Raw genomic sequence first — 12259 nt, 5'->3', positions numbered from 1 at the left:
TCGCCAGCACACCCGCTGAGGTGAACTACACTTTGCCGGTTAGCAATCTGACTCAGAGGAGAGAACATGAGCATTCAGCATCTGCTGCTATCCACCGACGGTGGCGCAGTGATCATTGAAGCAGAACAACTCGAAAGTGAGCTGGTTATCCCGCCCCACCTGCAGACCCTGACCGGCGGTGAAGCTGACAGCGATACCGGCCATCGGGTGGCGGTAACAAAGCACTACTGCAAGGGACGCTACTATGCGGTTGCCCTTGATCGTCATGCGGCCAGTAATGAAATTGACGACGTGATCGACCTGCTGCATCCGGCCCCGCTCGATTAGTCTTTGTCAGACCGAACCCGTACATGTTCCGCTGAACTGCTGGCGGGAAAGCTCAGTATTGCCGGTGTGCGGCATTTACCTATTCAGAAGAGGATAAGCATTATGCAAAAGAAGAAGTGGTTTGTTTCTTACGTGATTAAGCCCAAAGGTGAAAATCATGTCACGACTCACGCCTTTATCGAGGGCGACGATGTCGAGGAGGCGCTGGAAGCCTTTATGTTCGAAACCAAAAAAAGCCTGTCGCTGGAAACCGAAGAGCTGACTCTGCTTTCGGTGAGCCTGGTGTAGACTCTGATTAACCTCGCGATTGCGGGGTTTTTTATGTCCTGTATCAGGATCGGTTATCTATTTATATTATTTATAATTTCCCTGGTGCGGCACTCAATTACTTACTGGGATACGGCCAGGCGTGATCAACGCCAGTTGATGACAGCAGACCGGTAACCGCCAGATACGCCAGTATCAGGACAAACAGCACAATCGCTGCAATTTCAATGGATTTGAGTAAGTGATGCTTAGCCATATATAACCCTCCTTCAGATGTGTGTAATCAGACTTCACCCCATAAACTATAATGTTACCGGTAAAGTTCAAGTGAAAATCACATCATGAAACATAAAGCCGCGCTTATTAATGCTTTAACGGAATGTGCTTTACGCATTCAGCGGGAGGGAACTGGCCTTACAGGCATTAAAAAGCCCGCACGGCGCGGGCTTCTGCGATTATTGGCACGGATTATTCAGCAGACTGACCGCTAAAGTCGATTACCATCCTGCCGCGGATCTTGCCCTGAATCATCTCATCGAAGATGGCATTGACCTCACCAATCTTCCTTTTGGTCACCTTCGGCACCACCTTCCCTTCTGCCGCAAACTGGAAAGCTTCCGCCAGATCGTTACGCGTCCCGACCAGCGATCCTACTACCTGAATGCCATCGAGCACCAGACGCGGAATATTCAGGCTCATCGCTTCCGGCGGCAGTCCGACAGCCACCACCCGACCACCGGCCCTGACCGCATCGACAGCAGAGTTAAACGCTGCTTTGGCAACCGCCGTTACCACAGCCGCATGCGCCCCACCGGTTTGCTCCTGAATAAAGCGAGCCGCATCTTCGCTGGCCGAGTTTACGACCAGGTCGGCACCCATCTCTTTCGCCAGTGCCAGTTGCCCATCGCTCACATCAACCGCGATCACTTTGGCGTTAAAGACATTTTTCGCATACTGCAGAGCGAGGTTTCCCAGCCCGCCAAGACCGTAAATCGCCAGCCACTGACCCGGTTTTACCTCGGACACTTTCACCGCTTTATAGGTGGTGACACCGGCGCAGGTGACACTACTGGCGGCGTAAGGATCAAGCCCGTCGGGGACTTTGACCGAATAGTCTGCAACGACGATACACTCTTCAGCCATACCGCCATCGACGGTATAACCGGCATTAACGACCTCTCTGCAGAGCGTTTCGTTACCGGAGTTGCAGTATTGGCAGTGCCCGCAGCCCTTAAAGAACCATGCCACGCTGGCACGATCGCCTGGCTTAAGTGAGGTCACATCTGGCGCGACTTCCTCAACAATACCGATACCTTCATGACCCAGCGTCACGCCGGTTTTATCACCGAAATCCCCGTTCTTCACATGCAGATCGGTATGGCATACGCCACAGCATTCCATCCTGAGCCGTGCTTCGCCCGTTTTGAGAGGACGCAGCGTCTTCTCAACCACTTCAACCTTGTGTTCACTGTTAGCAATTGCCGCTTTCATAAACGATGCTCCTTTTGATTGAAGCTTTAAGGATAAGCCAAACCGCGGTGATGACAAGATGACAGGTAAGCTTTGGGTGCGAGGCTGGCAGGGTTGTTTCTGTTGTTGCAGAGTGGAGTGGGTTTTTGGGATGGAGACCGGGCACCTTAAGCTAATAGGGTTATTTTGCGTTCGCTTTTCAACCCAAATTTTAAGCTCACTAATATGTCAGGATTTTATCAACACCATCGGTTAAATTTAATATACACATAAGAAACTACAATAACCCATGCAAAACTAAGAAGTGCTGCATACTGCGGAACAAAGCAGATGAAGATATACACGCCAGCCACAATAACTGCAGAAGGAACTAAATAGAAAAATGACTGAATCAGCCATAAAATAGCACGCTTCATTTATTCAGAATCCCATATAGAGCATCAGCAATTTTCCCCTGATTGGCAGTACAGGTGCTGATACTGCCGCGTCGAATATAGCATGTACGAAAAATACTGAATTAAAATCCATTCTACGCCCGAATTTTTCAGTAAAAATTTTCAATGGCGAAATCTTTAATTCTGCCATTGAATCATTTCATCCAGCCTCTTCAAAATGTCAGGGAAATAGCTTTCATTAAGGCCAAAGCTGCCTTTAACCTGAACGCTGTCGGCATGGGGTTCCGGTCGGAGGATAAAATCAATAGTTACACTATCAATAGTATTTTCATTTGTCAGTATCATATCAAGCTGATGAATATCGCTCTGATATTTAAACGACTTTAACTTTTGCTGAGCAATTATCGCCTGATGAAAAGCTGAAAATTCTTTTTTCAACATTTTCAACTCTCCAACAGTGAACTCAGTCTTAAATGCCACCTTCAGGCCGCTTACAGAGAATTCTATCCAGGACTGTATCCAATCCCAGTGATGGTTAACAGGATCGGCTTCGTTATCCACTATGCGTTCAAAAGGTGCGATTGCGAAAGTAAATTCTTCACTCCTGATATCAAACATGGAAATGTTCCTGTTAATTAATGAAAATATTGAAAATGAGATATTGTCCAGTCCGATTCTCTGATAATCACCTCAAATTTGTACTTCTGATAGACATACTCTTGAAGCTGCTTATCGAAGCGCAGCTTATAAATTTCCGTTTCGTATCGGAACATTCCCTTACCTTCACGAGGATCTGGCATTCGCTTGCCATAACGAATAGCCCTTTCCTGAATTTGCAAAGGAACATATCGAGCGGGTTCGTACATATGGCTTGCGGCTGTTTGCGTCATTTTAAGTTTGCGCGCATGTAGCCCGAATTTCAGCCGCCCACGCAAAATAGATACCGTACCCTGACTAATTTTTGCTGAGATTGCCGCACGTGAGCCAGCTTCAAATAGTACCCGCCCTGTACGAAGGATACGAAAAATACCTAGGCCAAACAGGGCAATATCCGTGGGATCAATCAGGGGTGTTTCAAGTGGCGCTTCTTCCAGCCTGACAAAATGCCCCTGAACGTCATAAATCTGCCACAAACCCGGAGCCTGTGCGACCGAGTAACCGATACACATACCGCTGGTTTCATCTGTTACGGGCTTTGCATTTCCTGGCAAATGGCTGGGGCGAATCTCAAAAAAACGCCCTGAGGCAATCTCGACTCAAATGTGTAGTAACGTCCAGGTTCCTGTTTTGCTGCTGTTCCTGATATCATTCTCAATCCCTCGTTCATGATAATGGCTGCATTATAGTGCCACACTAAGATAAAACGATCACTCTCCGAAATTTGCCTATCCGTCCGTCAGAGAACTATAAATACGTGAATCCCTCGGCACGAGCTGTGTCCCCTAGCATACCTTCACTCAGTGGACATCGGATGAATGATTAACGTCACTGTGTCTGCATTATCGAAATCAATAACGGCATGTTTGTCATGAAGACTTGATCCAACGTAACGCCCCAGATGCATTAATGAGAGTATTAGTCGAAGCGCGCGAAATGAGAGGTATTAAGATTGGGCCAGACCTGCTGAATTTTCATGAGATGAGACGCGCTGAAATTCGACTATTTGATGTGAGAAGCGAAGAAGTTTTTTGTAAAGGCCATTCGACCATAAAAAACTTTTCTATGAAGAAAAAACAATCGTGATTCAAGCGATCAGGAATATGTGATGGCATAGATTGAATAGTGTGATTTCGGGATATTTCGTAAAAGTCACAGAAAAATCTTTATAAATCATAGAACAAAAAAAGACCGAATACGATTCCTATATTCGGTCCAGGGAAATGGCTCTCAAGGAGCCGTGCGCTAAAAGTTGGCATTTATGAAGGCGATGTCGCCTTGCCATTTAACATTAGAACAGCGCGGTGGAATTGCCAGCAAACGGGAGCCGCAGGGGCATAAACCGGATCAGTTTGTGATCGCAACGGCAAAAAAGAGGGGTTGGGCGCAGCGCGATGCTGCACCCGACAGGTTTATTTACCGCACAGCGCCTGGGTGCGCTCAACAATCGGCTGCAGACTCATCATCTGGCCCGGATGCGCTTTGTCTTCGGCCTGGATCACGCTGATCGGCTGCGCTTTCACCTGTTTGTTTTTGAACAGTGTGTCGGCGATATCGTTCAGGGGGTATGTCATCAGCGTGCTCGGATTGATGGCAAACATCGCACCATCTTTCTCACAGGTCAGCATCACCTCTTCACGGTTAAACGGCCACTTCTCTTTACCGATCTCAAAGCGGCTGACGGTAATGATTTGTGCCGCCAGCGCCTGGCCGCATACGGATAACAACAGGATTGCGGGGATCACTTTCTTCAGCAACATAACTACCCTTTTCTCTCTTAAACCACATTCAGGCTGGCGACAGCGTGGCAAATACGCTGACCAGCCCAACCACTCCGCACGCCAGCAGCAGTTCAAGCTGCGTCATGCGAATAAATTTTTGCTGCGTCCCGCTGCCCGCCAGGCGGAATCGCGGCACCAGCCAGTATCGGTTAATCAGCGCCACAAGCACCATCAGGGCAACCAGCAGCACTTTACACAGCAACAATACAATGTAGCGTGAATCGTGCCACGTCAGCGGCCAGCCCGCGATCATCACGCTGTTTATCAGGCCGCTCAGCAGCGTTAACGCCACCGCCAGATGACCATAGCGCGAAAAGCGCATCATGGTGCGGATAGCGTCAGTGCGGCGATCGATCTGGCGCGCCTCCCGCATCAACAGCAACAGAGGCAGTAATCCGCCCGTCCAGAACGCCGCGGCAATCAGATGCAGTGCATGATTGAGCTGCTGAAACAATCCCGGCCAGCCATCGCGCATCGCGGCATGACCAATCAGAGCCATGCAGGCCAGTTGCAGCACGCCCGCCAGCAGTAACACCTGCTGACTCAGCCGTCCGGTCAATAACAAACCGGCAACGGCCAGCAGGCTAAACAGGATTTCCCACAGCCACACGCCACCGAAGTGCGTGCCAATCACCGCCAGCCAGATATGGACATCGGCCAGATTGGCGCTATCGCCGCTCATCAACACATTCTGGCAGGCCAGCATCGCCAGTGCACTCAGCAGCGCCAGCCAGGCGCTCCCTTTCACCAGCGGGTTTAATCGTCGCGCCAGCAGGGGTCTATAGCGTCCGGGTGCCAACAGTGCACTGTAACAGGCGCTGCCGGTCAGCAGCATCACGGCGGCAAAATGCAGCGCACGCAACAGGATCCAGAGGGTGGTCACCGGGGTTACTTCACGCTAAAGCGATAGCTTCCTGCGGTTTTATGTCCATCCACCGACAGCACATGCCAGTTAACCTGATAGCTGCCCGCTTGCAGCGGCTGAGACAGGCCCACAATCAGCCGGTTTTTCTGGCCAGATTCAACGCGGGCTTTAGCGGTGGCGACAGGCTTCTGTTCACTATCCAGCAGCGTAACGCCGCTGAATGCCGCTTCAATATCTTCACTGAAGTTCAGCGTCAGCGCATCGGTGGATGTCGTTACCTGCGCTTTGGCCGCCGGGATAGAAGACTGGAGATGCGCATGCGCCGCTGCCAGCGAGCTGAATGTCATCAGTCCGGCTGCCGCCAGCGCAATAACCATGCGGGAAATCAGTTTTTTATGCATAAGATCATCCTTTTAACCGCCGCCAGGGCGATAAACGTGGCAAAAGGATACGCTGCTGTATTTGCACTGTCGAGGCCAGCGATGCGATCCTTTATCCTTGATTCAGACCGCCGAAAACATTACTTTTGCCCGCTATCGTCAGGAGAATATTATGAGCCATAACCTTGCCCTGCTGTCCCAGGAAGAGAAAGACAAGATTAATGTCGATTTGGCGGCAGCAGGTGTGGCGTTTAAAGAGCGCTATAACATGCCGATCGTCGCCGAAATGGTGGCGCAGGAGCAGCCCGAAGCGCTGCGTGACTGGTTTCGTCAGCGTCTGATGCACTACCGCCAGGCGTCGCTCAGCCTGTCGCGCCTTCCTTATGAACCGAAGATGAAGCAATGATATTTCGCGTTATTGATACCGAAACCTGCGGTCTGCAGGGTGGCGTGGTCGAAGTGGCGTCCGTGGATGTGGTCAACGGCCAGATTGTGAATCCGATGAGCGATCTCACCCTGCCCGACCGCCCTATCAGCCGTCAGGCGATGGCCGTGCATCGCATCACCGAAGCGATGGTCGCCGGTAAGCCGACCATTGAAGAGGCGATCCCACGCTATCACGGCAGTGCTTTTTACGTGGCGCATAACGCCAGTTTTGATCGCCGGATGCTGCCGGAAATGTACGGAGAGTGGATCTGCACCATGCAGCTGGCGCGTCAGCTCTGGCCGGGCATTAAATATGGCAACCAGGCACTGCGTCATTCGCTGAAACTGGATGTCACGCCGCCCGCCGACCTGCATGCACACCGCGCGCTCTATGACTGCTATGTTACGGCAGCACTGCTGATTCGTATTATGGAGATCTCCGGCTGGAGTGCCTCCGAGATGATTGTGCGGTCACAACCGGCGGCCCAGCGCGACGACGTTCTTCCCTTTGGCAAATACCGCGGCCAGGCGATCGCGGTGGTTGCGCGCAAGGATCCGGGCTATCTGAAGTGGATGCTGGATAACGTCAGCGATCTGCGCCCGCCATTGCGGCAGGCGCTGCGTAAGTACCTGACCGAATCTCAGTAATCCTGAGCTGGCGGTAAGGTGCCCTGCGCCAGACCCAGCAGGAAGGTGTATTCCATCGCGATCCCTTCATAGGCTTTGTAGCGCCCCGACTTGCCGCCGTGCCCCGCATCCATGTCGGTGCAAAGCAGCAGCAGGTTATTGTCGGTTTTCATCGATCTCAGCTTCGCCACCCACTTGGCCGGTTCCCAGTACTGCACCTGCGAATCGTGCAGGCCGGTGGTGACCAGCAGGTGGGGATAGGCTTTCGCCTCGATGTTGTCATAAGGGCTGTACTGGCGGATATAACGGTAGTACTCAGGATCGTTGGGGTTGCCCCACTCGTCATACTCGCCGGTGGTCAGCGGAATCGACTCATCCAGCATCGTGGTCACCACATCCACAAACGGCACCTGGGCAACCACGCCGTGGAACCGCTGCGGTGCCAGGTTAATTACTCCGCCCATGAGCAAGCCACCCGCGCTACCGCCCATGGCATAGAGTCGTTCCGGGTGTCCGATGCCACGCGCCACCAGCGCGTTAGTGACATCGATAAAATCGGTGAAGCTGTTCATTTTGTTCAGCAGGCGACCGCCGTCATACCATTGCTGCCCCAGCTCACCGCCGCCGCGCACCTGTATCAGCGCATAGACAAATCCGCGATCCAGCAGGCTCAGGCGGCTGACGCTGAAGTCGGCATCCATGCTGCTGCCGTAGGCACCGTAGCCATAGACCAGCATCGGATTCTGCCCGGGCTGATAATGTTTGCGGTGATAGACCAGCGATACCGGCACTTCGGTGCCATCGCTGACTTTGATCCAGTGATGTTCGCTTTTGTAATCTTCCGCGTTAAAGCCTTTCACCGCGCTCTGCTTGAGGATGCGGCGTTCGCCAGTATCCATATCCAGTTCAAACAGCGTGGTCGGCGTGGTCATCGATGAATAGCCGTAGCGCAGTTTGCTGGTACGCGGCGTCGGATTGTAGGCCAGCCAGGTCACATAGGTCGGGTCGTCAAAGGCGATGCCGCTGGTTTCACCGCTGGCCCAGTTGATCTGCCGCAGGCTGGTTAAGCCGCGCTGGCGCTCCTCGACCACCAGCCAGTCCCGAAACAGCTGAAAATCTTCCATCACTACCTGTTCACGTGCCGGGATCAGGGTTTCCCAGCGTGACTCGTCCAGATAGCGGCTGCGGTAAAGCCCGAAGTTTTCGCCTTCCCGGTTGGATCGAATGAAGAACTGATGATCGTAGTGGTCGATGCTGTACTCATGATCGCGGCGGCGTGGCAAAAACACATGCGGCTGCGCGTCGGGGAAGTTCGCATCAATCAGCTGAATTTCGCTGGTGTTGGTGCTGTAGAGGGCAATCATGATGAACTGCTTGGAGGTGGTCTTATGTACGCTGAGATGATAAGTGTCATCCTGCTCTTCATAGACCAGCTTGTCGTCGAACTGCGGCGTGCCCAGTTCGTGTCGCCATACCTGATAAGAAAGCAGCGTCTGCGGGTGTTTTCGCACATAGTAGAGGGTGCGCGAGTCATTACCCCACGCGAAGCTGGAAGAGGCGTTGCTCAGCACTTCAGGGTACCAGCTGCCACTCTCCAGGTTACGGAAGCGGATACCATATTGCCGGCGAGACAGGAAATCTTCAGCCAGCGCCATGACCCGGTTATCCGGACTGATATGCAGCGCGCCCATGGTATAGAAATCACTGTGCGAGGCGCGCTGGTTGGCATCCAGCAGCAGGCTCCATTCGCCAGACTCATCGCTCGCGGCGGGCTGGCGGTAATAGGCCGGGTATTCGTTACCGCTCTGGTAGCGGCTCTGATAACGGTAGCCATTTTTCACATAGGGCACTGAGTGATCTTCAGGCGGCAGCCGATCGATAATCTCTTTTAATACCCGGTCCTGCAGTGGCTGCTGTGACGACATGATTTTTTTGCCGTAGTTGTTTTCGGCACGCAGGTAATCAAGGACCTCGCTGTTTTCGCGCTTGTCGTCGCGCAGCCAGTAGTAGTCGTCAACGCGCGTCTCGCCGTGCAGCGTCATCTCGTGGGGTATTTTTTTTGCGATGGGTGCTTTCATCCATCCGTCTCCGTGAACGTAATGATCTGTAAGCGTAACACTTCAGCAGCGGGAAGCCAGGTATAGGTTGAGAAGCAGTCGCTGGCGGATCACATCCTGTGACCCGCCAACGGAATATCAGAGGGATTAACTGGCGGGTAAACGGGCTTTCTCAGCCTCAAGATCCTGCTGGATGCCGTCGCGGACATCCTGGGGGATTTTCAGCGCGTCGCCCAGCGCGGAGAGATAGCTGCGCTCCATGAAGTGATCAACGTCGATGGCGGCACAGCTCAGGAAGTAGAGCTCCAGCGCCTCTTCCTCGTTTTTCACATCGACGGCCAGCCACTGCGGATCCAGCGGGCGGTTCATCGCTTTCTGGATCAGCTGTTCCGCTTCCTGACCGTAACCGGACTGATGAATATTCTGCTCAATGGCTGCCCGTTCCTGATCGTCAATGTGCCCGTCGCTTTTGGCGGCAAACACCAGCGCCGTCACCAGACGTTCAGCCCGCAGGTTAACCGGCGTCTGCGCCACGCCAAAGTCAGGTTCATTCTGGTGCGCTTCGCTGACCCGCTGCTTGTATTTGTTCCATAACACCGCGCCCGCAGCCGCACCGCCACCGATAATCAGCGCCTTGCCGCCATATTTTGTCAGCAGTTTTCGCGACGATTTACTGGCAATCAGCATACCGGCCAGGCCGCCCAGCGCACCCGGCGCCAGCATGTCGCTTAAGCCGCCGCCCGATTTGCCCTCACCGCCCTTCTTCGTCAGTACCGACTGAATTTGTTGCAACCAGTTATTCATCATCCACTCCTTTTAAGATGTCAGTTCGCTATCCTGACGAAAAGGATGTCAGGAAACGTCAGAGCGGGAAAAGTAAGGCAAAAGGTCGTGCCAGATGGACGAAAGATGAGAACGCAAACGTTTTCGTTTATACTTGCGCGCGAATTTTGACTGCTTAGGTGAAGAAATGACGACTCTCGGAACAGCGCTGCGTCCGGCAGCAACGCGTGTGATGCTATTGGGTTCAGGTGAACTGGGTAAAGAGGTGGCGCTGGAGTGTCAGCGTCTGGGTGTGGAAGTGATCGCGGTTGATCGTTACGCCGATGCCCCGGCGATGCACGTCGCCCATCGCAGCCATGTGATTAACATGCTGGATGGCGCGGCACTGGCAGCGTTAATCGCTGAAGAGAAGCCTGATTTTGTCGTACCGGAAATCGAAGCCATCGCCACGGAGACCCTGGTTGAGCTGGAGCAGCAAGGCCAGCGCGTGGTGCCGACTGCCCGTGCCGCCCGGCTGACCATGAACCGCGAAGGCATTCGTCGGCTGGCGGCTGAAGAGCTCTCTCTGCCGACCTCCCGCTATCGCTTTGCCGATAGCAAGGCGCGCTTTGATGAAGCGGCTACCGAAATCGGCTTTCCCTGCATTGTGAAGCCGGTGATGAGTTCATCCGGCAAAGGTCAGAGCTTTATCCGCAACGCCAGCCAGCTCGATAACGCCTGGGACTATGCGCAACAGGGTGGCCGCGCGGGTGCCGGACGCGTCATTGTCGAAGGCGTTGTCGACTTCGATTTCGAGATCACCCTGCTCACCATCAGCGCAGTCGATGGCATTCATTTCTGTGCGCCGATTGGTCACCGTCAGGAGGATGGCGATTACCGTGAATCCTGGCAGCCGCAGCAGATGAGTGATGTGGCGCTGCAGCGGGCGCAGGAGGTTGCCGCGCAGGTGGTTAAGGCGCTGGGAGGCTATGGTTTGTTTGGCGTTGAGCTGTTTGTCTGCGGTGATGAGGTGATATTCAGCGAAGTTTCGCCGCGTCCTCACGACACCGGCATGGTGACGCTGATTTCGCAGGATCTGTCAGAGTTTGCGCTGCACGTGCGGGCGTTTCTCGGTCTGCCGATTGGCGCGATTCGCCAGTATGGTCCGTCAGCGTCCGCCGTTATTCTGCCGCAACTGACCAGCCAGAATGTGCAGTTTGTGAATGTCGAAGCGGCGCTGGGTGCCGGTCTGCAACTGCGTCTGTTCGGCAAGCCGGAAATCAGCGGTCAGCGTCGTCTGGGCGTGGCGCTCGCCAGCGGTGACAGCACGGATCAGGCGATTGCGCGTGCCGTTGCCAGCGCAGCAGCGGTCACGGTTCAGGGATAAACGTGTGCGGTGAGCAGACGCTCACCGCCATAACTTACTTCGCGCCTTCAACAGCTTCGCGTGCCAGGCGGGTGATGCGATCCCAGTCGCCCGCTTCCAGCGCGTCGTTGGGCACCAGCCAGGAACCGCCGATGCACAGCACGCTTTTCAGCGCCAGATAGTCACGGTAGTTCGCCGGAGAGATGCCGCCGGTCGGGCAGAATCGCACCTGCGGGAAGGGTCCGCCAATCGCCTGCAGCGCTTTAACGCCGCCGTTTGCTTCTGCCGGGAAAAACTTGAACTCGCGCAGACCGTAGTCCATACCGGTCATTAGCTCAGAAACGGTGCTGATGCCGGGAATCAATGGCACCGGCCCTTCAACGGCCGCTTTCAGCAGCGACTCGGTGACGCCAGGGCTGATCACAAACTGCGCACCGGCATCGGTCACTTCCTGTAACTGCTGCGGGTTAATCACCGTTCCCGCACCAACGATCGCATCCGGTACTTCTTTAATCATCGCACGTAAGGCATCCATCGCCACTGGCGTGCGCAGCGTCACTTCCAGCACTCTGACACCGCCTGCCACCAGCGCTTTTGCCATCGGCACGGCGTGTTCCAGTTTGTTCACAACGATGACCGGCACCACAGGTCCGGTGGTCAGAATCTGTTCTGCACTCGTTTTCCAGTTTTTCATCAGTTCCCCTTGCTTGATAACACCGGGATTGCGACCCGGTCATGGAGCATCGGCTCCTGCCCTGTAAATTGCGTCACTACCATACATGATCAACTTCCTGAGCGTCTATCATCCTGCGACCATTTTGAAACGGCAGTTCAATTTTATTCGTGTTGGCTGGCCCGGATTAAGGGCGAAAAAAAAGC

The 12259-nt window shown here is 53.8% G+C and carries 15 protein-coding genes; 5 read left to right on the top strand and 10 right to left on the bottom strand.

Features of this window, described 5'->3' with window-relative positions; translation table 11 throughout:
- Positions 1-66 precede the first annotated feature (66 nt).
- Both HFD94_RS05045 and HFD94_RS05040 read left to right on the top strand, forming a co-directional pair.
- Positions 67-327 (top strand): hypothetical protein, encoded by a 261-nt coding sequence (locus tag HFD94_RS05045; RefSeq protein WP_010258727.1) that lies wholly within the window; start codon positions 67-69, stop codon positions 325-327.
- A 102-nt stretch (positions 328-429) separates the two neighbouring features.
- Positions 430-615 carry a hypothetical protein gene (locus tag HFD94_RS05040; RefSeq protein WP_010258724.1) on the top strand — a complete coding sequence of 62 codons (186 nt, stop codon included), beginning with the start codon at positions 430-432 and terminating at the stop codon, positions 613-615.
- A gap of 97 nt (positions 616-712) precedes the next feature.
- Here HFD94_RS05040 and HFD94_RS05035 read toward each other — a convergent pair whose 3' ends face one another.
- The 7 genes from HFD94_RS05035 to copC form a co-directional block, all read right to left on the bottom strand.
- The gene (locus HFD94_RS05035; RefSeq protein WP_010258717.1) at positions 713-850 is read right to left on the bottom strand and encodes a hypothetical protein; all 138 of its coding nucleotides are present in this window, start codon (positions 848-850) and stop codon (positions 713-715) included.
- Between the two features lie 212 nt (positions 851-1062).
- Positions 1063-2085, bottom strand: coding sequence for an alcohol dehydrogenase AdhP (gene adhP / locus HFD94_RS05030; protein WP_010258714.1), 1023 nt, complete (start codon positions 2083-2085; stop codon positions 1063-1065).
- Positions 2086-2636: 551 nt separating this feature from the next.
- On the bottom strand, positions 2637-3077 hold the full coding sequence (locus HFD94_RS05025; RefSeq protein ID WP_061901373.1) for a hypothetical protein: 441 nt from the start codon (positions 3075-3077) through the stop codon (positions 2637-2639).
- 17 nt (positions 3078-3094) lie between these two features.
- Complete coding sequence (locus tag HFD94_RS05020; RefSeq protein ID WP_243234769.1) at positions 3095-3592, bottom strand: hypothetical protein; 498 nt, start codon at positions 3590-3592, stop codon at positions 3095-3097.
- A gap of 936 nt (positions 3593-4528) precedes the next feature.
- Complete coding sequence (locus HFD94_RS05015; RefSeq protein ID WP_010670792.1) at positions 4529-4876, bottom strand: YebY family protein; 348 nt, start codon at positions 4874-4876, stop codon at positions 4529-4531.
- Positions 4877-4904: 28 nt separating this feature from the next.
- Positions 4905-5780 (bottom strand): copper homeostasis membrane protein CopD, encoded by an 876-nt coding sequence (gene copD, locus HFD94_RS05010; RefSeq protein WP_029519716.1) that lies wholly within the window; start codon positions 5778-5780, stop codon positions 4905-4907.
- A gap of 5 nt (positions 5781-5785) precedes the next feature.
- Positions 5786-6163: a copper homeostasis periplasmic binding protein CopC gene (gene copC, locus HFD94_RS05005; protein ID WP_033769230.1), complete on the bottom strand. Its 378-nt coding sequence runs from the start codon at positions 6161-6163 to the stop codon at positions 5786-5788.
- Positions 6164-6314: 151 nt separating this feature from the next.
- On the opposite strand from copC, the gene HFD94_RS05000 reads away from it, so the two are divergent.
- Positions 6315-6548 carry a DNA polymerase III subunit theta gene (locus HFD94_RS05000; RefSeq protein WP_010258692.1) on the top strand — a complete coding sequence of 78 codons (234 nt, stop codon included), beginning with the start codon at positions 6315-6317 and terminating at the stop codon, positions 6546-6548.
- The gene (gene exoX / locus HFD94_RS04995; RefSeq protein WP_181955263.1) at positions 6545-7216 is read left to right on the top strand and encodes an exodeoxyribonuclease X; all 672 of its coding nucleotides are present in this window, start codon (positions 6545-6547) and stop codon (positions 7214-7216) included. Before HFD94_RS05000 ends, exoX begins: the two co-directional genes overlap by 4 nt.
- Here the strand turns inward: exoX and HFD94_RS04990 are convergent.
- Both HFD94_RS04990 and HFD94_RS04985 read right to left on the bottom strand, forming a co-directional pair.
- The gene (locus HFD94_RS04990; protein ID WP_033779005.1) at positions 7210-9273 is read right to left on the bottom strand and encodes a prolyl oligopeptidase family serine peptidase; all 2064 of its coding nucleotides are present in this window, start codon (positions 9271-9273) and stop codon (positions 7210-7212) included. The genes exoX and HFD94_RS04990 overlap by 7 nt on opposite strands.
- 126 nt (positions 9274-9399) lie before the next feature.
- On the bottom strand, positions 9400-10056 hold the full coding sequence (locus tag HFD94_RS04985; RefSeq protein WP_064691398.1) for a tellurite resistance TerB family protein: 657 nt from the start codon (positions 10054-10056) through the stop codon (positions 9400-9402).
- A 166-nt stretch (positions 10057-10222) separates the two neighbouring features.
- Here HFD94_RS04985 and purT point away from each other — a divergent pair, with 166 nt between their 5' ends.
- Positions 10223-11401: a formate-dependent phosphoribosylglycinamide formyltransferase gene (gene purT / locus HFD94_RS04980; protein ID WP_033757913.1), complete on the top strand. Its 1179-nt coding sequence runs from the start codon at positions 10223-10225 to the stop codon at positions 11399-11401.
- Between the two features lie 34 nt (positions 11402-11435).
- On the opposite strand, the gene HFD94_RS04975 is transcribed toward purT, so the two are convergent.
- Positions 11436-12074, bottom strand: a complete 639-nt coding sequence (locus HFD94_RS04975; protein WP_010258674.1) for a bifunctional 4-hydroxy-2-oxoglutarate aldolase/2-dehydro-3-deoxy-phosphogluconate aldolase — start codon at positions 12072-12074, stop codon at positions 11436-11438.
- Positions 12075-12259 lie beyond the last annotated feature (185 nt).

It is taken from the genome of Pantoea sp. EKM20T (assembly GCF_011800485.1).
GTDB lineage: Bacteria > Pseudomonadota > Gammaproteobacteria > Enterobacterales > Enterobacteriaceae > Pantoea > Pantoea agglomerans.
This window is presented reverse-complemented; position numbering and strand designations above follow the sequence as displayed.